Source organism: Bradyrhizobium betae (genome assembly GCF_004123905.1).
Taxonomy (GTDB): Bacteria; Pseudomonadota; Alphaproteobacteria; order Rhizobiales; family Xanthobacteraceae; genus Bradyrhizobium; species Bradyrhizobium betae_A.
In genome coordinates, this window is the sequence record NZ_MZXW01000042.1 from 1 (window position 1) to 25,029 (window position 25,029).

At 64.8% G+C, this 25,029-nt stretch carries 19 protein-coding genes and 1 pseudogene; 15 read left to right on the plus strand and 5 right to left on the minus strand.

Annotated elements, in window-relative coordinates; translation table 11 throughout:
* Nucleotides 1-251 precede the first annotated feature (251 nt).
* Entirely contained in the window at nucleotides 252-1,442 is a 1,191-nt protein-coding gene (locus B5V03_RS30680; RefSeq protein ID WP_164988400.1) for a hypothetical protein, read from the minus strand.
* A 2-nt stretch (nucleotides 1,443-1,444) separates the two neighbouring features.
* Nucleotides 1,445-2,140, minus strand: a complete 696-nt coding sequence (locus tag B5V03_RS30685) for a FecR family protein (protein ID WP_129274139.1) — start codon at nucleotides 2,138-2,140, stop codon at nucleotides 1,445-1,447.
* Nucleotides 2,141-2,220: 80 nt separating this feature from the next.
* On the opposite strand from B5V03_RS30685, the gene B5V03_RS30690 reads away from it, so the two are divergent.
* The gene (locus B5V03_RS30690; protein WP_129274140.1) at nucleotides 2,221-3,612 is read left to right on the plus strand and encodes a phospholipid carrier-dependent glycosyltransferase; all 1,392 of its coding nucleotides are present in this window, start codon (nucleotides 2,221-2,223) and stop codon (nucleotides 3,610-3,612) included.
* 59 nt (nucleotides 3,613-3,671) lie between these two features.
* Here the strand turns inward: B5V03_RS30690 and B5V03_RS30695 are convergent, their stop codons facing one another.
* Nucleotides 3,672-4,313: an OmpA family protein gene (locus tag B5V03_RS30695; RefSeq protein ID WP_129274141.1), complete on the minus strand. Its 642-nt coding sequence runs from the start codon at nucleotides 4,311-4,313 to the stop codon at nucleotides 3,672-3,674.
* A gap of 312 nt (nucleotides 4,314-4,625) precedes the next feature.
* Between B5V03_RS30695 and B5V03_RS30700 the strand changes: the two genes are divergently transcribed.
* From B5V03_RS30700 to B5V03_RS30715, 4 genes are all read left to right on the plus strand, one after another.
* Nucleotides 4,626-6,011, plus strand: coding sequence for a caspase family protein (locus B5V03_RS30700; RefSeq protein ID WP_164988401.1), 1,386 nt, complete (start codon nucleotides 4,626-4,628; stop codon nucleotides 6,009-6,011).
* Nucleotides 6,012-6,271: 260 nt separating this feature from the next.
* Entirely contained in the window at nucleotides 6,272-6,517 is a 246-nt protein-coding gene (locus B5V03_RS30705; protein WP_129274210.1) for a hypothetical protein, read from the plus strand.
* Between the two features lie 120 nt (nucleotides 6,518-6,637).
* A complete protein-coding gene (locus B5V03_RS30710; protein ID WP_129274142.1) occupies nucleotides 6,638-6,892 on the plus strand; it encodes a hypothetical protein in 255 nt (84 codons plus the stop codon).
* A gap of 117 nt (nucleotides 6,893-7,009) precedes the next feature.
* Nucleotides 7,010-8,170, plus strand: coding sequence for a winged helix-turn-helix domain-containing protein (locus tag B5V03_RS30715; protein WP_129274143.1), 1,161 nt, complete (start codon nucleotides 7,010-7,012; stop codon nucleotides 8,168-8,170).
* A 3-nt stretch (nucleotides 8,171-8,173) separates the two neighbouring features.
* Here the strand turns inward: B5V03_RS30715 and B5V03_RS30720 are convergent, their stop codons facing one another.
* On the minus strand, nucleotides 8,174-9,109 hold the full coding sequence (locus B5V03_RS30720) for an NAD(P)-dependent oxidoreductase (protein ID WP_129274211.1): 936 nt from the start codon (nucleotides 9,107-9,109) through the stop codon (nucleotides 8,174-8,176).
* A 196-nt stretch (nucleotides 9,110-9,305) separates the two neighbouring features.
* On the opposite strand from B5V03_RS30720, the gene B5V03_RS30725 reads away from it, so the two are divergent.
* Nucleotides 9,306-10,340, plus strand: a complete 1,035-nt coding sequence (locus tag B5V03_RS30725; protein WP_129274144.1) for a LacI family DNA-binding transcriptional regulator — start codon at nucleotides 9,306-9,308, stop codon at nucleotides 10,338-10,340.
* On the opposite strand, the gene B5V03_RS30730 is transcribed toward B5V03_RS30725, so the two are convergent.
* Nucleotides 10,306-10,782: a DUF2809 domain-containing protein gene (locus tag B5V03_RS30730; RefSeq protein WP_164988402.1), complete on the minus strand. Its 477-nt coding sequence runs from the start codon at nucleotides 10,780-10,782 to the stop codon at nucleotides 10,306-10,308. The two genes, B5V03_RS30725 and B5V03_RS30730, sit on opposite strands and share 35 nt — an antisense overlap.
* A 79-nt stretch (nucleotides 10,783-10,861) precedes the next feature.
* Between B5V03_RS30730 and B5V03_RS30735 the strand changes: the two genes are divergently transcribed.
* The 9 genes and pseudogenes from B5V03_RS30735 to B5V03_RS30780 all read left to right on the plus strand — a co-directional run.
* Nucleotides 10,862-12,187 (plus strand): MFS transporter, encoded by a 1,326-nt coding sequence (locus B5V03_RS30735; protein ID WP_129274146.1) that lies wholly within the window; start codon nucleotides 10,862-10,864, stop codon nucleotides 12,185-12,187.
* A 235-nt stretch (nucleotides 12,188-12,422) separates the two neighbouring features.
* Complete coding sequence (locus tag B5V03_RS30740) at nucleotides 12,423-13,529, plus strand: efflux RND transporter periplasmic adaptor subunit (protein WP_129274147.1); 1,107 nt, start codon at nucleotides 12,423-12,425, stop codon at nucleotides 13,527-13,529.
* Between the two features lie 175 nt (nucleotides 13,530-13,704).
* Nucleotides 13,705-16,842: an efflux RND transporter permease subunit gene (locus B5V03_RS30745; RefSeq protein WP_129274148.1), complete on the plus strand. Its 3,138-nt coding sequence runs from the start codon at nucleotides 13,705-13,707 to the stop codon at nucleotides 16,840-16,842.
* A 33-nt stretch (nucleotides 16,843-16,875) separates the two neighbouring features.
* A complete protein-coding gene (locus tag B5V03_RS30750) occupies nucleotides 16,876-17,475 on the plus strand; it encodes a TetR/AcrR family transcriptional regulator (RefSeq protein ID WP_129274149.1) in 600 nt (199 codons plus the stop codon).
* A 171-nt stretch (nucleotides 17,476-17,646) separates the two neighbouring features.
* Complete coding sequence (locus B5V03_RS30760; protein ID WP_129274151.1) at nucleotides 17,647-18,270, plus strand: flavin reductase family protein; 624 nt, start codon at nucleotides 17,647-17,649, stop codon at nucleotides 18,268-18,270.
* Nucleotides 18,271-18,497: 227 nt separating this feature from the next.
* Nucleotides 18,498-20,765 carry an acyl-CoA dehydrogenase gene (locus tag B5V03_RS30765; RefSeq protein ID WP_164988403.1) on the plus strand — a complete coding sequence of 756 codons (2,268 nt, stop codon included), beginning with the start codon at nucleotides 18,498-18,500 and terminating at the stop codon, nucleotides 20,763-20,765.
* A complete protein-coding gene (locus B5V03_RS30770) occupies nucleotides 20,765-22,048 on the plus strand; it encodes an acetyl-CoA C-acetyltransferase (protein WP_129274153.1) in 1,284 nt (427 codons plus the stop codon). Before B5V03_RS30765 ends, B5V03_RS30770 begins: the two co-directional genes overlap by 1 nt.
* A 2-nt stretch (nucleotides 22,049-22,050) precedes the next feature.
* The gene (locus tag B5V03_RS30775) at nucleotides 22,051-24,147 is read left to right on the plus strand and encodes a 3-hydroxyacyl-CoA dehydrogenase NAD-binding domain-containing protein (protein WP_164988404.1); all 2,097 of its coding nucleotides are present in this window, start codon (nucleotides 22,051-22,053) and stop codon (nucleotides 24,145-24,147) included.
* A gap of 57 nt (nucleotides 24,148-24,204) precedes the next feature.
* Nucleotides 24,205-24,828, plus strand: a pseudogene (locus B5V03_RS30780) (fatty acid desaturase CarF family protein); the annotation flags it as partial.
* Nucleotides 24,829-25,029 lie beyond the last annotated feature (201 nt).

Genomic DNA, 25,029 nt, shown 5'->3' on the forward strand with positions numbered 1-25,029 from the left:
CGTCGCTGATCCATTACCGACACCTCGTTCCAGGGCATGGACGGCCTCCCGAATCGACCAATCCAGCCCAGTTTGATGTGTCAGCTATGTCTCCGAACACCTGTCAGTGATCTGTCCGGTCTAAACACTTGACCGGGCGATCCAGTACGCCGAGACGGCAGTGATTGAGCCGATGGGCCGCGGCGTACTGGATGCCCCGCTTTCGCGGGGCATGACAGCGGAGGTTGGGGCTGCTTTCCGCAAGCCTCGTGCTAATAATTGATCCTCAGCCCCACACCGCCATGAATCGTGTTCCCCACCGGCTGCGGGCCCAGCGTGCCGTTGGCGAACAGATCCACGATCCAGCCCTTCTGCACGCGGAAGCCGAGGCGGCCGCCATATTCGAACCAGCCCTGGTTGCCCATGGTCGGCACCACCGTGCCGTCGCCGGTGACGGTGGCGACGATGCCGCTATGGCCAGCGAAGGACTGCACCCAGCCGCCATTGATATTGGTCTCGATGTTGCTGCCGAACAGATGCGTCCACTGCCCGCCGATCTTGACCAGGCTGGTGCGGTCGGTGCCGGTCGCAATATTGGCGTCGAATGGATTGAATGCGACCGCGCCGTCCGAATAGCCGGAGACGCGCTGCCAGAGCTGCCAGACCTCGATGGACGCTGCGACCTCGTCGCGCGGTGACACGCGGCTCATCCAGCCGGCGCGGCCGTAGACCGCGTAGTTCGAGGCGTTGGTCGAGCCCGTGACGCTGACCGGGCCGAGGCTGGTGTTGTAGCTGCGGGTGTAGCGCGCCTTCTCCCACGGCGTCAGGATGGTGCCGATGTCGAAGAACGGGCGCGACGAGCCCCAGTCCGTGAAGTCGTAGCGCAGCGCGAAGGCGCCGATCGGCGCGCTGGTGATGTGATAGCCGCCCTCGTTGTATTGGGTGTAGGCGATGCCGGCGAGCAGCGACAGATTGTTGGTGAGCTCCTTGCGGCCGTGGATGCCGGCCGAGAACGAGCCGGCCGAGCCGAACGCGCTGATGCAGTCGCTGCAATTGACCTGCTCGTTGACGCCGAGCAGCACCGTGCCGAGCACTCGGTTGGTGATCATCTGGTTGAAGCGCTGGCCCGCGAGGCCGCCGATCGAATTGCCGCTGGAATCCGCGCCGGTCGGGCCCGTCGGTGGAGGCGGTGGATACGGGCTCGGCGAGGGCGACAGGTAGGGGCTCGGCGAAGGAGAGGGCGCTGGCGTGGGTGTCGGTGTCGGCGACGGCGAATAGGTCGGTGACGGGTAAGGCGATGGAGAATAGGTCGGCGACGGATTGGGCGTCGGCCCACCGCACTCGGACTCGCACGTCGCCGCTTGGGCCGCGGTCGGACGGGCGTTGAAGGTAGCAAGCGCAAGCGCAGCCGTCGCGGTCAGTGCGACGGTGAGGACGACTCGCTTGAAGTGAAGTTTCGCCATCGTCACCGCCCGCACAGCATGCCGTCGTCATGAACGGCGGGCGTGGCGGTCGGCGAGGCATCGGCATATTGGTTGACCGAGCACAGCCCGGCACTTGCGGCGCAGTTGGCGGCAAACGTCCAGGGCGGCGTATTGGTCTTGGTGATAGAGACCTTGCCGCCGGTCGAGGTGATCACGGCGGTGTCGCCGGGCTGGGTCAGCTGCACGCACTGGAAGCTCGTCGTGCAGACGCTGGCGGCACCGTCCTGAAGCACGACGACGGAGCGTCCGCGCTGGGAGAGGATGTCGAGCGTGGTGCCACGCACGCCGATGGTTGCGAGCGGCGTCGTGATCTTGTAGGCGGCCTTCTCGGAATGTCCGGTGACGAAACGGAATGCGCCTGTGGTCATGCGGATCGCGACGTCGCGATAGCTGTGCTCGTCGTTGAAGACGGTGCGGTCGAGCTTCAGCGTGGCGCCGGGGCCGAGCGACAGGTTGGTGCTGTCGGCCATGACGAAGCGCGCCGCGCTGTCGGCGCCGGTGCGCACGGTCTCGTCGCGCAGCATGCTGTCGCCGACATTGATCGGCGTGGTGGTCGCGGCCACGCGCGCCACGTCGTTCTGGATCAATACGGCTTCGCCGACGCGTGTCTGCGCCTGCGCGCCTGCACACAATGCGGTCGACAACAGAGTTGGGAAGAGCCAGAAACGCAAATTCATGTCGCAACCGATCGATGTGTCCCTGATCGCGCACGCTTCTGATGTGGTGAATTTATCACAAGCGGTGCGGTACGTGCGCTATGCTTAGTGACAGTTGCGGCAGAATGCGTTCAATGAAAAGTACCGTCTTTGTTTTTCTCCGCGGTGAAGCCAATTTGCCACGCAAAATAGCCCCACAGCAGTCGCTCGAATTGCCTGCGGTTCCGAAGGTGTCGCGGAGCGCAGTGATTGCTGTCGCAATCTTCCTGATCGCGCATCTGGCGCTGCTGATCGGTCTCACCACGCCGGAGAAGTTCGTCTTCGACGAGGTGCATTATGTGCCGGCGGCGCGGCAGATGCTGTCGCCATCGATGTCGCAGCCAATGCTCAATCCGATGCATCCCCCACTGGCCAAGGAGCTGATCGCGACATCGATCGTGGCCTTCGGCGACAACGCGCTCGGCTGGCGCTATCCGGCAACGCTGTTCGGCGCGCTCGCGATCGTCGCGATCTATCTGTGCGGGCTTGCGCTGTTCGCCGCGCAAGGGCCCGCGATCGCGGCGGCGCTGATCGCTGCGTTCAACCAGATGCTATACGTGCAGGCGCGCATCGCGATGCTCGACATCTTTGCGCTGGGCTTTGGCCTGCTCGCGATTGCCGCCTTCATGCATGGATTTCGGAAACAACGCCCGCATGCGTTGTTCGCGCTCGCGGGAGCGCTATTCGGTCTCGCCGCGGCCTGCAAATGGAGCGGCCTGTTTCCACTGGGAGTTTGCATCGCCATCGTCGCGTTGATCCGCCTGATGCAGGGCTGGCGCACGCTATTCGCCGACGCGAAGCCGGACGATTGGTATCGGCCGGATCTCTGGCCCGACCTTCGCGCGGCTCATGTCGCGCTGTGCTTTGCCGTGCTGCCGGCGCTGACATACCTCGCCAGCTTCGTTCCGCTCTATGGATTGTCGCTGCCGGATCTGATCGAGGCGCAGCGCCGGATCTTTGCCGACAACACGACGACTGCGATCGCCGGCCATACCTATATGAGCTCGTGGCCGTCCTGGCCGCTGCTCGCGCGTCCGGTGTGGTTCCTGTTCGACAAAATTGCGGAGGACAACGTCTCGGCGGTCGTCTTCCTCGGCAATCCGCTGGTCGCGTGGCCGGCGCTGCTCGCGCTCGCCGTGGTGCTGCGCGACGTCGTCGTCGCGCGCCGCTGGGATGCGTTCCTGATCGGGGCGTTCTATTTCGGCTCGTGGCTCGCCTGGGCCCTGCTGCCGCGCACGCTTGGCTTCATCTATTACTATCTGCCGGCCGCAACCGTTGCGTCGCTTGCGCTGGTCTATGTGCTGCGACGAGCGGGGCTGCCGCGCTGGCTGCTGTGGGCCTATGTCGGCTTGGCTGCGATCGGCTTCGCGCTGATGCTGCCGATCTCGGCAGCCTTCATCGGCGTGTCGATGCAGAATTTCAACCGGCTGATGCTGTTCCAGAGCTGGATATGACATCGCCGCCTGCCGAGGGAGCGGCAGGCGGCGTGTGTCGTATGGCGATCACGCGAAGATCATTTCGACGCGGTCCTGGTGTCCATGTTCACGACCTGGACGCGGCGGTTGATCGGGTCGGCGCCGTTGGCGGTGTCCTTCAGCTTGGTCTTGCCGTAGCCGACCGTGACGAGATCGGTGCCGGTGAGACCGTAGTTCTGCACCAGGTACTTCTTGATGGTGTCGGCGCGACGCTCGGAGAGGCCTTGGTTGTACTCTTCGGTGCCGACCGCATCGGTGTGGCCGGCGACCACGAAGGTCGAGCCCTTCAGCGCCGGATCGGACAGCGCCTTGCCGAGCGCCTGCACCGACGATACCGAGGTCTTGGCGATGTCGGCCGAGTTGTAGTCGAACTGGATCTCCAGATCGATCTTCGGCTTGGTCGCAGCTAACTCGGCGATCTGCTCGCGCTCGCCCATCGAGAGCGACCGGGTCGAGCGGTTACGCACGGTGTTCAGGAACGTCGCCTCCTTGGCCTGCGCGGTCGGATCGGCCTGCGGACCGACGGACAGGCCCCGAGTCGCGGGCTTCGGCTTCAGCGCGTCCAGGATCTGGCCTGCGGAGACATTGTTGTCGCCGGCCAAGGCCAAGCTCGCCGTCATCGACAGCGCGGCCGTCAGAGTAATCGCCTTCAGTGCAAAGAACTTATTGAAACGGGTCATTGTCATATCCTCGCTGTTACGCCTGATGGCGATTTGATGCTGCGAGCCTAGGGCAGGTTCAAAGGCCCTGATGTGATCCTGGTCACGGTGGCGACGGTGGTGACTGGGCTCAATCCAGCGCATTTCGCCGCGGTTTGGCCGCCCAGCCGGCCCGTAGGGCTTCAGCAGGGATGTGGCCGAATCGGTATCGTCGAGTCTTTTTTGCGGCCAGTTCGATCTGCCGCGATCCCAACGTGATCTAGATCACATTCAGTGTCTGTGGAGGAGATCACACTGGGCGCATCGGTGGTTCTGGATCCGGGGAGAAAGACCATGCGTTTCCTGCTCGCGGCCATGTCCCTCGCGGCCTTCGTCTTCAGCGGCAACGCGGCGCTCGCCGACAAGCGCGTCGCCTTCGTGGTCGGCAACGCTGCCTACAAGAATGTCCCGCAGCTCCCGAATCCCGCGATCGACGCCAAATCGATGGCGCGGGTGCTGCGCAATGTCGGCTTCGATGTGGTCGAGGGTGCGAACCTCACCCGCGACGCCATGACGGCGAAGCTGCTCGAATTCGGCAAGAAGAGCGAAGGTGCCGACGTGGCGCTGTTCTTTTATGCCGGCCACGGCATCGCGGTGAACGGCACCAACTATCTGCTGCCTGTGGACGCCGATCTTAAATCCGAGATGGACGTCAAGCTGGGCGCGGCGATCAATGTCGATCTCACGCTCGAGCAGACCATGGCGGATGCCAAGGTGAAGCTCGTGTTCCTCGATGCCTGCCGCGACAATCCCTTCGCCGCAAAAATCCGTTCGGCCAAGGCGACGCGGTCCGTCAACGTCGCAAGCGGCCTTGCCGAGATGAAGTCGGGCGAGGGCACGCTGATCGCGTTCGCGACCGGTCCCGGCCAGACCGCGCTCGACGGCGAGGCCGGCACCAACAGCCCGTTTACCCGCGCCCTCCTTGCCAACATCGCGTCTCCCGGCCTCGAGATCCAGCAGGCGATGACCAAGGTCCGGGCCCAGGTCAATGACGAGACCAACAAGGCGCAGCTGCCTTGGGGCCACACCAATCTGACCGGCACGGTCTATCTCAATCCGTCCGCCGCGCCGGCGCCGGATGCCGCGGGACCTGCGACCTTTGCCCAGGCCGGCGAAGTCGAGCTCGAGTTCTGGCGCTCGATCAAGGACACCAACAAGGTCGAGGAGCTCAACGCCTACCTCACCAACTATCCGAACGGCACCTTCAAGCCGCTGGCGCTCGCCCGCATTGCCGCGCTCCAGGACGGGCCCTCGACGACGACGCGCAATCTCACCGGCGGAGTCGATCCCGCCACTTTCACGGACGCGGCCGACCAGGTCTCCGAGGACCAGATTGGCCTCGACAAGAACCAGCGCCGCGATGTGCAGCGCCGCCTCACCGGCCTCGGCTTCGATATCAAGGCGACCGGCAAGTTCGACGAGGAGACCCGCTCCGTGATGAAGCGCTGGCAGGCGGCGCGCGGCTATCCCGCGACCGGCTATCTCAACAAGCTCCAGCACAAGGCAATGCAGTCCGAGATCGTCTCCAGCCGCATTGCCACCTCTGACGAGCCCGAGGACGAACCCGCGCGCCGCCGCTCCTCCGGCGGTGGCCGCCGCGCTCACGGTGGTGGCGGCGGTATGGCCGGGCCCGGCGCGGTGTTCGGTCACATGATGGGCGGACTGTTTGGCCGCCGCTGAAATCGGAACCATCGCAAACGATGAGGCGGTCGTTGGGGCCGCCTCATCGCTTCAGAAACCAATGCACATCGATCGTCGCAAAGCCGTCGCCGCATGGCCTGCCTGCGAACAAGCTTTCGGCCAGATGCGCGCCTAGCAGGAGTTCTCGCCACCAATCGTAGACAAGGGGAGCCGAGTTCCGTCCAGTGCCGAGGCCAAGTGACTATCAGCGTGAGTTCTATCGCAATGGCCCGCCGGATCGGACCGTCTCTCTGAACGCCATGCCCATCTATATCGGCGCGGCGATGATCGCTGTGGCGATCCTGCTGTCGACGCTGATCACGGGGCTGACCTCCCGCTATGTCGGCCTCGACGGGCCGACCGACGAGAACATGTGGCTGGTCGACCGTCTCACCGGCAGCGTCTATCGCTGCCAGTCCGAGGGGCGCGGCAAGGCCTCGTGCGAGCCTGATGTCGCCACCGGCAGTGTTGGCGACCGGCCCAAGGCACCGAAGGACGGCCGCTAGGCTCATCCGCTTCGCACCGCAGCAAGAAAAATTTCTTCTCCGCGAAACATTCTCTCTGGAAAAACGTACTAACGCATACCGGCATGGCGCCGGTTTGGTTTTTACGGAGGAGACTTTTCGATGAAGATCTTGCTCACGGCCGCAGCCTTTGTCGCGTTCACCCTTTCGCTGTCCCCTGCATCCGCCGCGATGATGGCGTGCACCAAGGACAACATGATGAAATCCGCTGCCATGATGGGCGGAACGGCCGACACGCCGGCCAAGGTCGCGGCCAACAAGGAAATGGCCATGGCCAACACCGACATGAGCAACGGCAAGATGAAGAGCGCCTGCATGCACTACATGAAGTCGCAAAAGGCCATGTCGATGAAGTAGGCGCGCGGCGCCCATCATCCGGCCGCGCTGTCAGCAGCTGGCAGCGCGGCTTTTTCTTTTGTTGTCTCCGGTCCGCTTCTTTCTCCCGACGCGAATCCCGCTACATTGCATTCCGCAATGTCACGCGCGCCCAAACCGCTTCCGATCACCACGACACAGGCCCGGCAGATCTGGCTCCACGCCCAGAGGCTGGACGAGCGCGCACCGTTCGGGGAGGGCGCGCACGCCGTGGCGGATGCGATCGCCCATCTCGGCTATGTGCAGATCGACACCATCAACGTGATCGAGCGCAGCCACCACCACATCCTGTTCAGCCGCATCCCGTCGTACCGCCGTGCCGATCTGCGCCAGGCCCAGAGCGTCGACAGGAGCGTGTTCGAATACTGGACCCACGCGCTCTCTTATGTGCCGGCCAGTGACTTCCGCTTCTTCCTCCCTGCGATGCGTGAGCACCGCCGCGAGGGGCACAAATGGTACGCCTCGGTGAAGCCTGCCGACACGCGCAAGGTGATGCGGCGGCTGCGCGCCGGCCCGCTGACGATCCGGGATATCGAGGATGACGTGCTCACCGAGAGAGAGCACCTTTGGCAGAGCCGAAAGCCCTCGAAGCGCGCCTTGCAGCTCGCCTTCTACACGGGCGTCGCGACCGTCAGCGAGCGCCAGGGCATGCTCAAGACCTATGACCTGATGACGCGCCATTTCGGCTGGGACAAGCTGCCGAAGCCGGCATCGAGCAAGGACATCACGGCCTATCTGCTCGACCGCGCGCTGCGTTCGCAGGGCGTGGTGAGCCTGGATTCGATTTGCCACCTGGATGCACCGAGCAAGAAGGCGGTGACCGGCCTGGTTGCCTCGCGTGTCCGCCGCGGCGAGCTCGTGCCCGTTGCGATCGAAGGCGCCGGCAAGCAGGAGCATTGGGCTGCGCCCGCGGCGTTGGAGATGCATGAGGTGTCGCCCGATCTGGTCCACATCCTCTCGCCGTTCGATCCCCTGATCATCCAGCGCAAGCGCACCAATCTCATCTTCGGCTACAATCATTTGTTCGAAGCCTATGTGCCGAAGGCCAAGCGCAAGCTCGGCTATTTCGCGCTTCCGGTGCTGGTCGGCGACGAGATCGTCGCCGCGCTCGATCTGAAGACCGACCGGCAGGCAAAGAAGCTGTTGATGCAGAAATGGACCTGGGTCGGGCAGGGCAAGAAAACGGCTGGGCGCAAGGAGCTCAAACAGAAGATCGAGGACGAGCTCGACCGCTTCGAGCGGTTTCAATTGGCGGACTGAGCGTCATCGTCGACCTGCCTGCGGCCCGCCTTCGAGTTCGCCCGCGCCTCGCGCGGCAACATGCGCGTATCGGTCCAGCACTTCGTCGGCCGAATAGCTAGCACGTTGCGCAAACTCCTCCCGCAGGCCCAGCCGCGCCGAGACCTTCAAGCGCTCCGCCGTGGCGGTGGCCATCAGGGGATCGAGGCCCAATTCCCGCAAGCCCGCGGCCACGCCGTCCATTTCCACGGCGCGGCGCTCGGCGTGCAGCACGTCGGAGCGGACGCACATGTCCAGGAATTTGCTGAACTTGGTGGCATCCATCGATGTGCAGAGCCCGCGCATGGTTTCGTCGCGCACGCCGGCGAGAGTCGCGGCGGTCAGTGCTTCCACCAGCAGGGCCTCCATGCCCTTCGTCACCACGCTCCGCAGCATCTTCACGGCGGCTGCCGTTCCGGCTTCGGGTCCCGCCAGCTCGATACGGAAGCCGAGTGGCCTGAAGATGTCCGCGAAGCGCTCGGCGCCGCTGCCGGACGTGTAGAGCGTGACCGCGGCGCCGTAGAGATCGACCGATCCCATCAGGTTCGCATCCGCGAACACGCCGCCGCGCGCCTCGACGGCTTCCGCAACACGCTTCTTCGCGCGCGGCGTCGCCGCGTTGATGTCCACGACGAGAGAGCCGGGACGCACGATCCTGGATATGGCCTCGCCGGTCTCGGCTGCGACGGCAACGACGACCGCGGAAAATATCACGTCCGCGTCGGCCAGATCGTCCAGCCGTTCGACGAGCGTAACGCCGCACCCTGCTGCCAGCGCGCGAAAGGCCTCGGAGTAGGGTGGAGCGTTGGTCTTGCCCTGACAGAAGGCGGCCATCGGTGCCCCTGTCTGAGCCGCGAGACGCGACGCGAAGCATCGCGCGGCCTCGCCAAATCCAACAAAAGCGATTTTGGGTTGTGGCATGGCTGAGATGTCTCCGGACCTGTCCGATGAGGAGGCGGTGCGCCCTGCCACATACTGGCAAGTCCAGCGCCGGAGTCAATGAACCGGTTCATCATAACGCGATCTCTGGCCGAATGGTCTCGCGCATATGCTCAATTAATAGCCAAAAATTAGTGAGAGCGCTTGCTCGAAGCGATGAACCGGTTCATAAAGGGGCATGTCGTTACAGTCACGGCGCCCGCAAACCGTAAAAGTCAGGGACGTCGCCCGGGAAGCCGGCGTCGCGGTTGGCACGGTGTCCCGCGTGCTCAATGACCATCCCACGGTGACCCGCGAGCTGCGCGAGCGCGTCGAACGGGCCATGGCCGATCTCGGCTATGAGGTCGACGTCACGGCGCAGAGCATGCGTGCGGGACGGTCGCGGCTGGTGGCCTGCGCCATTCGCGATTTCGACATCCCGCGCTTCGCGCTGTTCATCAAGGAGGCCGAGGCGGTGTTGCGTGAGGCCGGCTATACCTTGCTTCTGGCGAGCACGACCAATCGCCCGGACGTGGAGATCTCCCTGCTGCGTGCCTTCCGCAGGCGCCGGGTCGACGGCGTGATGATGACGCTGAGCGATGAGGAGCACCGCGACGTGCGTCAGGCGCTGTCGGAGGCTCCGATGCCGGTCCTGCTCATCGACAGGGACTGCGTCGGAGCGCTCGATCGCGTCACCGCCGATCATCGCCAGGGCGCGCGTCTTGCGACGGGGCATCTGCTTGGTCTCGGACACCGTCGGATCGCCATGCTCGTTGGCGATACCAAGGCCTTTCCGTCGCGAAGCCGCCTCGAAGGATTTCGCGAGGCTCATGCAGCGGCGGGCATCGCGCCCGATTCGCGGCTTGTGCGGGACAACGTGCTCTCGAGCGAAGACGCCTACCGGGCGACGGCGTCGCTCATGGGGGGAACGAATACCCCGACGGCTCTCTTCGTCGCGGCGATGGACATGCTTGGCGGCTGCCTGAGAGCGCTGCGGACGATGGGCCTTGCCGTCGGAGACCGGCTCTCGGTGGTCGCCGGGAGCGACTCGGATCTTGCCGAGTTGCATACACCGCCCATTACGTCGATCGAGTGGGATCTGGCGGCCATGGGCCGCCACGCCGCGATCATGCTTTTGGAGCGAATGCGGGGAGACGAGATCGAGCGCGGCCGTGGTCTCACAGTGCCCACGGAGTTGATCATTCGCGGGTCGAGCCGGCCTCCTGCGAATTGAGCTTGCCGCGCCGGCGCGAGATCGGATTTCTCGCAACGCGATCGTCCAGCCAGACGCCGAACGCAATCCCGACCGCGTAAGCCACCAGATTCCACAGCGAGAAGATGCGCCCGAGCAGCAGTGCGCCGGCCGTGGTGAGCCGGAATGCATCGAGCCATGGCGTGTGCACGAGCCGGGAAAGCTCGACCACGACGGCGATGGCCATCGCGATAGCTGCAATCTGCGCCCGCGACAGCCGCGGCAGCAAAACCCCGACCAGCAAGAACACCATCGTCGCCCACAGCAGCGAGCCGCCATACTTCACCACGAAGGCGGGGAGCCCGAGCGGAAAGCCGTACCAGCGCAAGCCCAGTCCGGAGGCGATCACGACCAGCGCGAGTGCGGCGCGGATCAATGAACGCTGCCGCAGCGCAATGGGGTTGACCGGCTGCGCCCCGTGCATCGCTTGCTCCATTGACTCTTTGCCCGTGATGCTGAAAACCCCGGATCAGCTCACAAAAGCAACAACCCGGGGGGAAGCCATGAGCCAGACCACGACCTATGCCGGTTCCACCGGCGCTGCCAAGTCGGAAATCGAGACCTCGACCATTCGCGCCATCTCCTGGCGCCTGATTCCGTTTCTGGTGCTGGCCTACTTCTTCTCCTATCTCGACCGCGTCAATCTCGGCTTCGCCGCGCTGACCATGAACGCGGAGCTGAAGTTCACGCCGCTGATCTTCTCCTGGGGCGCCGGCATCTTCTTCATCGGCTATTTCATCTTCGAGGTGCCGAGCAATCTGGCGCTGGAGAAGTTCGGCGCGAGCCGCTGGATCGCCCGCATCATGGTGACCTGGGGCATCATCTCGGCGCTGATGGCGATGGTGAGCGGTGTCACCAGCTTCTACGTCCTGCGCTTCCTGCTCGGCGTCGCTGAGGCCGGCTTCTTCCCCGGCATCATCCTTTATCTGACCTATTGGTACCCGGCCGAGTATCGCGCCCGCTTCCTTGCCGCCTTTGCCATCGCCGTGCCGATTTCGACCGTGATCGGCGCGCCGATCTCGGGCCTGTTGCTCGGGCTCGACGGTGCCATGGGCCTGAAGGGCTGGCAGTGGCTGTTCATTCTCGAGGGCATCCCCTCGGTGCTGCTCGGCATCGTCACCTGGTTCTATCTCACCGACAGGCCCGAGAAGGCCGACTGGCTCTCGGCTGAGCAGAAGGCCTGGCTCAAGGCGAAGCTCGACGCCGAGATCGCGGCCAAGCAGGCCGTCAAGCATCTGTCGCTCGGCGAAGCGCTGTCCTCGCCGAAGGTGATCATGCTGAGCCTGGTCTATTTCGGTTTCGTCGGCGCGCTCTACGGCATGCAATTCTGGCTGCCGCAGATCGTCAAGGCGTTCGGTCTCACCAATGCGCAGACCGGCTTCGTCACCGCGATCCCCTATGTGTTCGGCACCATCGCGATGATCCTGTGGGCGCGGCACTCGGACGCCACGCGCGAGCGCGTGATGCATGTCGGTGCGCCCATGATCCTGATCGCCATCGCGCTCGCCATCTCAAGCTATCTCACCGACCCCACCATGACGATGGTGGCGCTGACCTTCGCCGCCATCGGCGTGTTCTGCGTCTTCGGCGTGTTCTGGACCCTGCCGACCGCCTGGCTGTCGGGCACCGCGGCGGCAGGCGCCATCGCGCTGATCAACTCGATCGGCAATCTCGCCGGTTTCGGTGGTCCCTATCTGATCGGCTGGGTCAAGGAAGCCACCGGCCAGACCTCGACCGGCTTGCTCGTGCTCGCCGTGCTGCCCCTGATCGCCAGCATTTTGGTCTTCGTCGGCGGCCACGAGACCAAGCACGAGTTTGTGGGCCGGTAAGGAAGCTTTGTGGATGGGCAAAGGCGCGCTCTTCCGCGCCGTGCCCACCATCATCTCCCGGGCCAACGTGGTGGGTACGTTGCGCTTGCCCGCACTACAATCACACCTTCCCGAGGCCTTCCTCGCAATCCTTACCACCCCTTAACGATCACGCTTTCCTGATGACTGACGAATATTGACTTTCATCAGTGATTAGTCGACATTCCTCTCATTGCAGCGGCAGGAGTGTCCTTCGATGTTCGTTCGGTCAGTTTTATCGAGCTATTCCAGGCTCTTTGCAGGTGTCTCACTTGCGTTGATGGCAGCCTCCCTGGCCGGGTGCAATGATACCGTGGCGCAAAAGGCCGAGCCGCCGCGGCCGGTTCTGGTCGCAACCGCGCATTATGATGCCGAGACGCCGGAGCGCAGCTTCGTCGGCACCGTCAGGCCCCGGATCGAGAGTGATCTCGGTTTCCGCGTCGCCGGCAAAGTTGCAAAACGCCTTGTGGAAGTCGGCCAGACCGTCGAAATCGGCCAGCCGCTCGCGACCCTCGACGAGGTCGATCTGAAGCTCCAGGCCGAACAGTCCGTCGCCGAGCAGACCGCCGCGACTGGCGTGCTGGCCCAGGCGGCCGCCGCCGAGCAGCGCGCCAAGGATCTGAAGGCCAAGGGCTGGACCACGGATGCGGCTATGGATTCGAGCCGCGCCGCCGCCGATGAGGCCCGCGCGCGCCTGGACCGTGCCGTCCGCTCGGTCGAGCTCACCAAAAATTCCCTTTCCTACGCGACGCTCAACGCCGACGCCCGTGGCGTCGTCACCGCAACGCTGATCGAGCCCGGCCAGGTGGTTGCCGCAGGCCAAACCTCGATCCGCGTCGCCCGCTTTGCCGAAAAGGAAGCGGTCGTCGCGATCCCTGAGACGCTGGTCGGACGTGCCAAATCGGGCGCCGCCAGCGTCACTCTTTGGTCCGAGCCGGACAAGAAGTACACGGCCAAGCTGCGCGAGATCGCGCCGACGGCAGATCCGGCCACACGCACCTATCTCGCAAAGTTCTCTTTGCCCGAGGCCGACGACAAGGTTGCGCTCGGCATGACCGCGACGCTGACGCTGTCGGACGCCGCGACCGAGCGCGTCGCGCGGCTGCCGCTGTCGGCGCTGTTCAACGAAGGCGGCAAGCCCTCCTTCTACGTCGTCGACGACAACGGCGGTATCACGCTGAAGCCGGTGACGGTGAAGTCCTACGAGAGCAACGACGTCGTCATCACCAGCGGTGTGGAAGAGGGCGCCAAGATTGTCGCCCTCGGTGTGCAGAAGCTCGATCCGGGCCAACGGGTGCGGATCGTCTCGTCGCTGTCCTTCTAAGTTTACGAGTTCGTCGTTGCGAGGAGAGTTTCGGCCCAAGCGCAAATGCTGGGGCTGAAGCGGCGAAGCGATCCAGAACCTGCCCAGCCCCCTGGGTTGCTTCGCTGCCTCGCGACGACGGTTTGAACAGAATGGCTGTCGTTTTTAACAACTGGATCGTCTTTCGGAGAGTGCGATGAAGCGCTTCAACCTTTCGGCCTGGGCTGTCAGCCATCCGACGCTGGTCCTGTTCCTGATGCTTGTGCTCGGCGTCGCCGGCTTCTTCTCCTATCAGAAGCTCGGCCGCGCCGAGGATCCGTTCTTCACGGTGAAGGTGGTCAACGTCTCCGTGCTGTGGCCGGGCGCGACCGCACAGGAAATGCAGGCGCAGGTCGCCGACCCCATCGAGAAGAAGATCCAGGAGCTGCCCTATTTCGAGAAGGTGCAGACCTATTCGAAGCCCGGTTTCACCGCGCTCCAGGTCACCTTCCGCGACTCGACGCCGCCGAAGGACGTGCCCTATCTCTTCTACCTGCTGCGCAAGAAGCTCGCGGACGTGCAGGGCCAGCTGCCCTCCGGCATCCTGGGACCCGTCGTCAATGACGAGTTCTCCGACGTCGATTCCATCCTCTACATGATGACCGGCGACGGCGCCGACTATGCCCAGCTCAAGAAGGTGTCCGAAGGATTCCGTCAGCGCCTGTTGAAGGTGCCGGGCGTGACCAAGGTCGACGTCTACGGCAATCAGGACGAGCGCATCTTCGTCGAATTCAGCCACGCCAAGCTCGCCACCCTCGGCATCACGCCGCAGGCGCTGTTCGATTCGCTCGCCAAGCAGAACAACGTGACGGCGGCCGGCACGGTCGAGACCTCGTCGCAGCGCGTGCCGCTGCGCGTCACCGGCGCGCTCGACGGCGCCAAGGCCGTCGCCGAGACGCCGGTCGAGAGCAACGGCCGCGTGTTCCGTCTCGGCGATATCGCGACCGTCACCCACGGCTATGTCGATCCGCCGAGCTTCGTCGTGCGCCAGGAAGGCAAGGCCGCGATCGGCATCGGTGTCGTCACCGCCAAGGGCGCCAACATCCTCGATCTCGGCAAGGAGGTCGAGAAGGCGACCGCCGAATTCATGAAGGCGGTGCCGCAGGGCGTCGACGTCAAGCTGATTGCCGATCAGCCCAAGGTGGTCGAGCACGCCGTCGGCGAGTTCGTGCACTCCTTCATGGAAGCGCTCGTCATCGTGCTGTTCGTCTCGTTCCTGGCACTCGGCTGGCGCACCGGCATCGTGGTCGCGCTGTCCGTGCCGCTGGTGCTCGGCATCGTCTTCATCGTCATGAACGTGATGTCGCTCGACCTGCACCGCATCACACTCGGTGCGTTGATCATCGCGCTCGGCCTGCTCGTCGACGACGCCATCATCGCGGTCGAGATGATGGTGGTGAAGATGGAGCAGGGCTGGGACCGCATGCGTGCGGCGTCCTTTGCCTGGGAATCAACTGCGTTTCCGATGCTCACGGGAACGCTGGTCACGGCCGCTGGCTTCCTCCCCATCGGCTTTGCCAATTCCGCGGTCGGCGAATATGCCGGCAGCATCTTCTGGATCGTGGCGATCGCGCTGGTTGCGTCCTGGTTCGTGGCCGTGATCTTCACGCCCTATATCGGCGTGATGCTGCTGCCCAACATCAAGGTGCACCACAATCACGATCCGCACGCGGTCTATGAGACCCGCATGTACCGCAGCCTGCGCGCCATCATTCAGTGGTGCGTCAATCATCGCATTACCGTCGTGGCAGCGACCGTCGGTGTCTTCATTGCCTCGATCGTCGGCTTCGGCCACGTCCAGCAGCAGTTCTTCCCGCTGTCGGAGCGGCCCGAGCTGTTCCTCCAGCTGCGTCTGCCCGAGGGCACCGCCTTCAACGTCACCGAGAAGTCCGTGAAGAAGGCCGAGACGCTGCTGAAGGACGACAAGGACATCGACACCTATACCGCCTATGTCGGCCAGGGCTCGCCGCGCTTCTGGCTCGGCCTCAACCCGCAGCTACCGAACGAGGCCTTTGCCGAGATCGTCATCGTCGCCAAGGGTGTCGAGGCGCGCGAGCGCATCAAGGCCAAGATCGAGAACGCGGCTGCCGAGGGTTTCCTGTCCGAGGCGCGGGTGCGCGTCGACCGCTTCAATTTCGGTCCGCCGGTCGGCTTCCCCGTCCAGTTCCGCGTGATCGGCCCCGACGCCAACAAGGTGCGCGAGATCGCCTATCAGGTCCGCGACGTCATGCGGCAGAACAAGAGCGTCAAGGACGTCCAGCTCGACTGGAACGAGCAGTCGCCGTTCCTCAAGCTCGTCGTCGACCAGGATCGCGCCCGCGCCATGGGCCTGACCCCGCAGGACGTCTCGCAGGCACTCGCGCTGCTGATCTCGGGCACGCCGGTCACGACCATCCGCGACGGCATCGAGAAGGTCGGCGTGGTCGCGCGCGCGGTCCCGTCCGAACGCCTCGACCTCGGCGGCGTCGGCGATCTCACCATCACCTCGCGTAACGGCGTGGCCGTGCCGCTCCAGCAGGTCGCCAAGATCGAATATGCCCACGAAGAGCCGATCATGTGGCGGCGTAACCGCGACATGGCGATCACCGTGCGCTCCGACGTCGTCGACGGCGTGCAGGCGCCCGATGTCACCGGCCAGATCACGCCGAAGCTGCAGGCGATCAAGGACAACCTCGAGCCGGCCTACCGTATCGAGCCGGGCGGTGCGTTCGAGGAATCCGCCAAGGGCAACGCCTCGATCTTCATCCTCTTCCCGCTGATGGTCATGGTGATGCTGACGCTGCTGATGTTCCAGCTGCAGAGCTTCTCGCGCCTGATCCTGGTGTTCCTGACCGCGCCGCTCGGCATCGTCGGCGCCTCCTTCGGGCTCAACATTGCCAATGCCCCGTTCGGCTTCGTGGCGCTGCTCGGCCTGATCGCGCTCGCCGGCATGATCATGCGCAACGCGGTCATCCTGGTCGACCAGATCGAGACCGACGTCTCGCACGGTCTCACCCGCCGCGAGGCGATCGTGGAGGCCACCGTCCGCCGTGCCCGTCCGGTGGTGCTGACGGCGCTCGCCGCGATCCTGGCCATGGTCCCGCTGTCGCGCTCGGCCTTCTGGGGCCCGATGGCGATCACGATCATGGGAGGACTGTTTGTCGCGACATTCCTGACGCTCCTGTACCTGCCGGGCCTCTACGCCCTGTGGTTCAGGAAGAGCCTGGATGAGGCCGGCACGCCCGAGCAGCCTGCCGCGCCGCAGCATGGGAGCGATGACCAGCACGCAATTCCGCTTGCTGAAGCGGCTGAATAAGTGAGAAGACTAGCGACGAGCGAGTCCTGATTGATGGCCCTGATTTCGGAACATATCGAAGGCGACACCCGAGACCGCATTCTCGAGGTGGCCGAGCGGCTGTTCCGCCAGATCGGCTATCAGAAGACCACGGTGGGCGACATCGCCAAGGAGCTCCGGATGAGCCCCGCCAACGTGTATCGCTTCTTCGAATCGAAGAAGGCGATCCATCAGTCGGTGGCGCGGAGCTTGATGGGCGAGGTCGAGCTCGAGGCGCAGCGGATCGTGGCGCGACCCGGTCCGGTGCTGGCGCGCTTCCGTGAGCTGCTCACCACCATCCATCGCATGAACACCGAGCGCTATGTCGGCGACAACAAGCTGCATGAGATGGTCGAGATCGCGATGCAGGAGGACTGGGAGGTCTGCGTCGCCCATATGGAGCTGATCACCACGGCGATCGGCCAGATGATCGCGCAAGGCGTGGCCTCCGGCGAGTTCGAGGCGCCGGACCTGCAACTGGCCTCCATGTGCGCCTGCACCGCGATGATGCGGTTCTTCCACCCCCAGATGATCGCCCAGTGCGCCACCAAGCCGGGCCCGACCATCGACCAGATGATCGATTTCGTCATCGCGGGTCTGTCCCCGCGCCACTGACGGGCGGGGAATTTCGCCTTATAAGCTGATCCGACGCTTGGCATATGATGCCGGGCAACGACGGATCAACAAACTCCGTCATTGCGAGCGCAGCGAAGCAATCCAGACTGTCTCCGCGGAGGGATTCTGGATTGCTTCGCTGCGCTCGCAATGACGAAAAGGAAACAGCGCGTGACCGACAAAGACCTTTACTTCTACGAGCCCTCCAAGGGCCACGGCCTCAAGCACGATCCCTTCAACGCCATCATCGCGCCGCGGCCGATCGGCTGGATCTCCTCGCGCGACACCAAGGGCCACGTCAATCTCGCGCCCTACAGCTTCTTCAACGCGTTCTGCTACGTCCCGCCGATCATCGGCTTCTCCTCCACCAACTGGAAGGACACGGTCGAGAATATCCAGCAGACCGGCGAGTTCGTCTGGAATCTCGCCACGATGGATCTCGCCAAGCACATGAACGCCACTGCGGCGCATGTCGGCCCCGAGGTCGACGAGTTCGAGATCGCCGGCCTCACCGCCGTGCCCGGCAAGCTCGTCAATGTGCCGCGCGTGGCTGAGAGCCCGGTCGCTTTCGAGTGCAAGGTGTCCGACATCGTCCGCCTCAAGGGCGCCGACGGCAAGGAAGCCGATGCCTGGCTGACGCTCGGAGAGGTCGTCGCCGTCCATATCGACAAGGCCATGATCAAGGACGGCGTCTACCAGACCGCCGCCGCCCGCCCCATCGTACGCGCCGGCCGTCGCGGCGATTACTTTGAGATCAAGCCGGAAAACATGTTCGAGATGGTCCGGCCGGATTAGGCCGCTCGCCTCTCTCTCCACCGTCATTCCGGGCTCACGCTTCGCGTCCCCCGGAATGACGGTGGGCGCTTATGCACCCATCCTCCCCGGAACTGCCCCCACGCCCTGGCCGTTATGGTCCCGGGGGCGGCCGCCCGGCCGCGTCAATTTTGCCGCCGAAGTGTTCACTTGCCCCGGCCAGTTTCCGCTAAAATGCCCTGTCACCGCGCCGATGCATGAGGTCCGCCATGAGCTTCCGCCGCGACAAAATCACAAAGCCGATCTTCTCCTGGGCGCGCGGCGTGCTGCCGGCGATGTCCGGCACCGAGCGCGAGGCGCTGGAGGCCGGCGACGTCTGGTGGGATGCCGATCTCTTCACCGGCGATCCCGACTGGTCGAAGCTGCTGAGGGTGCCGCAGGCCAAGCTGACCGCCGAGGAGCAGGCTTTCCTCAACGGCCCGGTCGACGAGCTCTGTGCCATGCTCGACGAGTGGAAGATTTTTTGGGAATGGCGCGACCTGCCGCCGGACGTCTGGGCCTTCGTCAAGCGCGAGAAATTCTTCGGGATGATCATCCCTAAGGAGTTTGGCGGCCTCGGCTTCTCGCCCTACGCCCATTCGGAAGTGGTGCGCAAGATCTCGACCCGCTCGATCGCCGCCGCCGTCACCGTGATGGTGCCGAACTCGCTCGGACCCGGCGAGCTCTTGATGCACTTCGGCACCAGGGAGCAGCGGGAGCGCTGGCTGCCGCGCCTCGCGGACGGCCGCGACATTCCCTGCTTCGGCCTCACCAGCCCGGAGGCCGGCTCCGACGCCGCCTCGATGGTCGACACCGGCATCATCTGCAAGGGCACTTTCGAGGGACAAGAGGTCGTCGGCCTCAGGCTCAACTGGCACAAGCGCTACATCACGCTCGGTCCTGTCGCGACGCTGCTGGGCCTCGCCTTCAAGGCCTATGATCCCGATCACCTCGTCGGCCAGCAGGAGGAGCTCGGCATCACCGTCGCGCTGATCCCGACCCATCTCCCCGGCGTCGAGATCGGCCAGCGCCACCTGCCGTCGATGCAGGTGTTTCAGAACGGACCGAACCGGGGCCGCGACGTCTTCATCCCGCTCGACTATGTCATCGGCGGTCAAGAACGGCTCGGGCAGGGCTGGAAGATGCTGATGACCGCGCTTGCCGCCGGTCGCGGCATCTCGCTGCCGTCGCTGTCGGCGGCCGGTGCTGCCTATGCCGCGCGCACCACCGGCGCCTATGCCCGCATCCGCGAGCAGTTCGGCATCTCCATCTCCAAATTCGAGGGCGTCGAGGAGCCGCTCGCGCGTATCGTCGCCACCGCCTATCAGCTTGACGCGGCGCGCCGGCTCACCTGTGCCGCGTTGAACGCCGGCGTTCATCCCGCCGTCATCTCCGGCATCATGAAGCTGCACGCGACTGAGCGGATGCGCATCGCGGTCGACGACGCCATGGACATCCATGGCGGCAAGGCCGTGATCGATGGTCCGCAAAACTATCTCGGCAATCTGCACCGCGCCGTCCCCGTCGGCATCACCGTCGAGGGCGCCAACATCCTCACCCGGAACCTCATCGTGTTCGGGCAGGGCGCGATCCGCGCGCATCCCTATCTGCTCGACGAGATGAACGCGCTGGCCGACACCGACCGCGAGCGCGGCCTCACCGCGTTCGACAAGGCGTTCTGGAAGCATGTCGGCCACAGCTTCAATACCTTGCTACGCGCCTTCGGGCGGAGCTGGACTTTTGGTGCGTTTGCGCTTGCACCCGATGCGGGCGACGCCACGCCGTTCTATCGCCAGCTCTCGCGCTATTCGGCGGCGTTTGCGCTCTGCGCCGACATGGCGCTGCTGACGCTCGGCGGCGCGCTCAAGCGCAAGGAGATGCTGTCGGCGCGCTTCGGCGACATTCTGTCCGAGCTGTATCTGCTCTCCGCCGCGCTAAAGCGCTGGCAGGACGAGGGGCGGCAAAAGGAGGATTTTGCTGCGCTCGAATGGTGCATGGCGACCGGCTTCAAGACCATCGAGAATCGGCTGGCCGAAATCCTTGCCAATCTGCCTAACCGTTTCGTGGCTGCCATCCTCAAGCTCGTGGTCCAGCCGTTCGGCGCCCGCGTGCTCGGCCCGTCCGACCGCGTCGTGCATCAATGCGCAGGCCTCGTGCTGGAGCCCACGGCCGCGCGCGAGCGCCTCACGCCGGATCTGGCCCATGTCAACGACGACGGCGGATTTGCCCGGCTGGAGCGCGCGTTCAAGCTGGTGACGGGTACGGATGCGATCGCCAAGCGCATGCGCGCCGCGCATATAAGCGATTGGAAAGACGCCGTGACCAAGGGCGTGATCACGCAGGCCGAGGGCGAGCAGCTCGCTGCGGCTCATGAAGCCGTCACAAAAGTGATCGAGGTCGACGATTTTGCGCCGGAGGCGCTGTCGCCGATTTACAAGAAAACCGGCGACGTGCATCAGTTCTTCCAGGAACTCGGTGAACAGAGGGCGGCGAGCTGATGGCACGACCGGTTTTCATCGTCGACGGCAGCCGGACGCCGTTTCTGAAAGCACGTTCCGGTCCCGGGCCGTTCACGCCGGTCGATCTCGCCCTGCAGTGCGGACGGCCGCTGCTGGCGCGCCAGCCGTTTTCGCCCACCGATTTCGATCAGGTCATCCTCGGCTGCGTCAACGTCATTGCGGATGAGATGAACCCGGCCCGCGTCGCCGCGCTCCGGCTCGGCATGGGCGAGGACATGGTCGCCTTCACCGTGCAGATCAATTGCGGCTCCGGCATGCAGTCGATCGACACCGCCTACCGCTACATCCGCGAGGGACATGCCGACATGATTTTGGCCGGCGGCACCGAAGCGCTCAGCCACGCGCCGCTGGTCTGGCCGAATTCCGGCGTGCGCTGGTTCGCCGGCCTCGCCACGGCCAAGGGCGTCGCCGCGAAGCTTGCGGCCGCGTTCAAGCTGCGGCCGCGCTATCTCAAGCCGATCATCGGCCTTGAGCGCGGGCTGACCGATCCCATCACCGACCTCAACATGGGCCAGACCGCCGAGGTCGTCGGCCATCTCTTCGGCATTACGCGCGCCCAGTCCGATGCCTATGCCGCCGAAAGCCATCGCCGGCTCGCGCATGCGCAAGGCGCGGGCTTTCTGAAGGGCGAGGTCGAGACCGCGTTCTCCCGCGACGGCAAGTTCTTCGACCACGACGACGGCGTGCGGCCGGACTCCACGGCCGAGACGCTGGCAAAGCTCCGGCCGGTATTCGAGCGCCCATGGGGCCAGGTCACCGCGGGCAATTCTTCGCAGATCACCGACGGCGCCTCCTGGGTGATTGTGGCCTCCGACGCGGCAGTCGCAAAACACAGGCTGACGCCGAAGGCCGCGATCGTCGACAGCCATTGGGCCGCGCTCGATCCCAGCATCATGGGACTCGGGCCCGTGATGTCGGCGACGCCGCTGCTCCAGCGCAACGATCTCACCATCAGGGACGTCGACACCTGGGAGCTGAATGAGGCTTTCGCCACGCAGGTGCTCGGCTGCCTCGCCGCCTGGAACGACGACAAATTTTGCCGCGAGATCCTTGGGCTCGACGGTGCGGCCGGCGAGATCGACCGTGAAAGGCTCAATGTCGATGGCGGTGCGATCTCGCTCGGCCATCCCGTCGGCACCTCCGGCAACCGCATCGTGCTGCATCTCGTCAACGCGATGAAGCGACTCGGCACACGGCGCGGCGTCGCCACCGAATGCATCGGCGGCGGGCTCGGCGGCGCCATGCTGATCGAGGCGGTGTGACCATGGACTCAAAGATCATGACCGCGCTCGGTGACCGCGTGCTGGAGCTCGGGCCCAAGCCTGCGACCGACAGCCCCTACAAGCACTTCAAGCTGACACGCGATGCCGACGGCGTCGCCTGGCTGCTGTTCGATCGCGCCGATGCCAGCGCCAACACGCTCTCGTCCGACGTGATGGAGGAGTTTGACGCAGCGCTCGCGGCGATCGAGACCGAGCGTCCCGCCGGCCTCGTGATCCGCTCCGCAAAGCCGTCCGGCTTCATCGCGGGTGCCGACGTCAACGAATTCCGCGGCGCCAGCGATCCCGAGATGGTGGAGACGCGCATCCGCGCAGCGCACGCCGTGGTCGATCATCTGGAAGCGCTAAAACTGCCGACGGTCGCGGTCATCCACGGCTTCTGCCTCGGCGGCGGGCTCGAGGTTGCGCTGACCTGCCAGTCGCGCATCGCCATCGACGGCGCGCGCTTCGGCTTCCCGGAGGTGATGCTGGGCCTGCATCCCGGCCTCGGCGGCACCGCGCGTTTCACCGCGCTGATCAACCCGACGCAGTCGATGGCGCTGATGTTGACCGGCCGCACCATCGATGCACGCCGCGCCAAATCGCTCGGCCTCGTCGACACCGTGACGCAGGAACGGCATGTCCGTAACGCCGTGAAGGATGCGCTGTTCGGCCGCCTGAAGCGGGCGCGGCCGGGCCTTATGACCCGCGCGGCCAATTTCGGTCCCGTGCGCGGGCTGCTGGCCAAGCGCATGCGCTCGGAGGCGGCGAAGGCCGCGTCCCGTGAGCACTATCCCGCGCCTTACGCGCTGATCGATCTCTGGGAGACCCATGGCGGCAGCAAGGCCGCGATGCTGAAGGCGGAGCAGGCCTCATTCGCCAAATTGATGGTGACTCCGACCGCGCAAAATTTGATCCGCGTCTTCTTCCTGCGCGAGCAGATGAAGAAGGCCGCGGGCAGCGGCAACACCATCAAGCATGTCCACGTCATCGGCGCCGGCGCCATGGGCGGCGACATCGCGGCTTGGGTAGCCGGGCAGGGGCTCCGTGTCTCGCTTGCCGACATGAAGGCCGAGCCGATCGCAGGCGCGGTGAAGCGCGCCGCCGAGCTCTACGGCAAGATCATCCGCAAGCCGACCGAAGTGCGCGACGCCCTCGATCGCCTCATCCCCGACATGGACGGCGAGGGTGTCCGCAACGCCGATCTCATCATCGAGGCGGTGCCGGAAAAGCTCGAGCTGAAGCAGAAGGTCTACGCCGGCCTCGAGCCGAAAATGAAGCCGGGTGCGATCCTTGCGACCAACACGTCGAGTATTCCGCTCCAGGATTTGCGCACCACCTTGGCGCGGCCGGAGCGGCTGGTCGGCCTGCATTTCTTCAACCCGGTGTCGCGGCTGCAGCTCGTCGAGGTCGTCAGCCATGACGGCAACGATGCGCAAGTCTTGAGGGAAGCGCTCGCCTTCGTCGGGGCGATCGATCGCCTGCCGCTCTCCGTCAAGAGCTCGTCCGGATTCCTCGTCAATCGCGCGCTGACGCCCTACATGCTGGAAGCGATGGTGATGCTGGACGAGAAGACTGACCAGCGCCTGATCGATGCGGCGGCCGAACAGTTCGGGATGCCGATGGGGCCGATCGAGCTAGCCGACCAGGTCGGGCTCGACATCTGCCTTGACGTCGGCGACATGCTGCGCACCAAGTTCGGTGACCTGCTGCCGCCGACGCCTGCGTGGTTACGCGAAAAAGTCGCCAAGGGCGAACTCGGCCGCAAGACCGGCAAGGGCTTTTACGCGTGGCGCGACGGTAAGGCCGAGAAGGCGCCGTTGCCCGAGACCGGCCCGCGCGTCACCGACCAGATGATCGACCGGCTGGTGCTGCCGATGTCGAACGTCTGCGTCGCGGCGCTTCGCGAAGGCATCGTCGACGATGCCGATGCGGTCGACGGCGCCATGATCTTCGGCACGGGTTATGCACCGTTCCGCGGCGGTCCGTTGAATTATGCGCGCACGCGCGGGGTGGAGAATGTCGAATCCACCTTGCGCGCGCTGGCCGAACGATTCGGCGGCCGCTTCGCCCCCGATCCGGGCTGGGACAATTTGAAATAGGGGAGTGTCGGCATAGGATGCTATCATGGGTGGTGCAGCCCGGGAGGAGTATCGCCGATGCCGACGATCCCGTTCTTCAAGCATGCGACCCCGCGCGAGATCATCATCACGCGGCTGTGCTGCGGGGCCGATGCTGTCGTGATCCTGTGCTGCGCGGTTTATCTCGTCGGGTGTTACCACGCGGTGGGATTGCGCTGGCCATGGCTGATCGTGGCGCTCCTGGTCGGGTATTTCCTTGCTGACCTCTTTTCGGGGCTGGTGCATTGGGTGGTCGACACCTGGCTCGACGAGAGGATGCTCGGCCGTGGTATCGCGATGACGCGCGAGCATCACACTCATCCTAGCCACGTCCTGCTCTACGAATTCCTCGACCAGTCGTCCCTCGGCGCCGCGCCGAGCGCCGTGGTGGTCGGGAGCGCGGTCGCGGTCACGGCGTTGTTTCCGGTTTCCGCGCTCACCTATGCGCTGATGATCGTCTGGTTCGTGATCGCGACCTGCATGCTGTTTGGCATGAGCTTTCACAATCTCGCGCACTGGCCGGTCCGCCCGCCACTCCTGCGCATGGCGCAAATGCTGCATCTGGTGTGCTCACCCGAGCATCATTGGCGTCACCACCGCGACCACACCATCCGCTATTGCGTTATCAATGGATGGGCCAATTATCCGTGCGACCGTCTCCGGCTTTGGAGCAGGCTGGAATGGCTGGTGACGGCAACGACCGGGCGCGCGCCGCGGGCCGACGATGCGGAGTGGCAACGCAAACTCAACGATACCGGCATCTTGGTCGGGTCCCCGCGGCCGGTTGGATAGCGCGAGCTTGTCTCGTGCCAATGTTGCGCAAGACGGCGCGGCTTTGTATCCAGAGACCAGAGCCGCGGGAGA

Excerpts from the sequence above, each read along its gene's own strand:
- B5V03_RS30715 (WP_129274143.1), top strand. The coding sequence starts at position 7,010 with ATGTCACGCGCGCCCAAACCGCTTCCGATCACCACGACACAGGCCCGG.
- B5V03_RS30770 (WP_129274153.1), top strand. The coding sequence starts at position 20,765 with ATGGCACGACCGGTTTTCATCGTCGACGGCAGCCGGACGCCGTTTCTG.
- B5V03_RS30730 (WP_164988402.1), bottom strand. The coding sequence starts at position 10,782 with ATGCACGGGGCGCAGCCGGTCAACCCCATTGCGCTGCGGCAGCGTTCA.
- B5V03_RS30735 (WP_129274146.1), top strand. The coding sequence starts at position 10,862 with ATGAGCCAGACCACGACCTATGCCGGTTCCACCGGCGCTGCCAAGTCG.
- B5V03_RS30725 (WP_129274144.1), top strand. The coding sequence starts at position 9,306 with ATGTCGTTACAGTCACGGCGCCCGCAAACCGTAAAAGTCAGGGACGTC.
- B5V03_RS30705 (WP_129274210.1), top strand. The coding sequence starts at position 6,272 with ATGCCCATCTATATCGGCGCGGCGATGATCGCTGTGGCGATCCTGCTG.
- B5V03_RS30775 (WP_164988404.1), top strand. The coding sequence starts at position 22,051 with ATGGACTCAAAGATCATGACCGCGCTCGGTGACCGCGTGCTGGAGCTC.
- B5V03_RS30690 (WP_129274140.1), top strand. The coding sequence starts at position 2,221 with ATGCTTAGTGACAGTTGCGGCAGAATGCGTTCAATGAAAAGTACCGTC.
- B5V03_RS30700 (WP_164988401.1), top strand. The coding sequence starts at position 4,626 with ATGCGTTTCCTGCTCGCGGCCATGTCCCTCGCGGCCTTCGTCTTCAGC.
- B5V03_RS30685 (WP_129274139.1), bottom strand. The coding sequence starts at position 2,140 with ATGAATTTGCGTTTCTGGCTCTTCCCAACTCTGTTGTCGACCGCATTG.
- B5V03_RS30750 (WP_129274149.1), top strand. The coding sequence starts at position 16,876 with ATGGCCCTGATTTCGGAACATATCGAAGGCGACACCCGAGACCGCATT.
- B5V03_RS30740 (WP_129274147.1), top strand. The coding sequence starts at position 12,423 with ATGTTCGTTCGGTCAGTTTTATCGAGCTATTCCAGGCTCTTTGCAGGT.
- B5V03_RS30680 (WP_164988400.1), bottom strand. The coding sequence starts at position 1,442 with ATGGCGAAACTTCACTTCAAGCGAGTCGTCCTCACCGTCGCACTGACC.
- B5V03_RS30695 (WP_129274141.1), bottom strand. The coding sequence starts at position 4,313 with ATGACCCGTTTCAATAAGTTCTTTGCACTGAAGGCGATTACTCTGACG.
- B5V03_RS30710 (WP_129274142.1), top strand. The coding sequence starts at position 6,638 with ATGAAGATCTTGCTCACGGCCGCAGCCTTTGTCGCGTTCACCCTTTCG.
- B5V03_RS30745 (WP_129274148.1), top strand. The coding sequence starts at position 13,705 with ATGAAGCGCTTCAACCTTTCGGCCTGGGCTGTCAGCCATCCGACGCTG.
- B5V03_RS30765 (WP_164988403.1), top strand. The coding sequence starts at position 18,498 with ATGAGCTTCCGCCGCGACAAAATCACAAAGCCGATCTTCTCCTGGGCG.
- B5V03_RS30720 (WP_129274211.1), bottom strand. The coding sequence starts at position 9,109 with ATGCCACAACCCAAAATCGCTTTTGTTGGATTTGGCGAGGCCGCGCGA.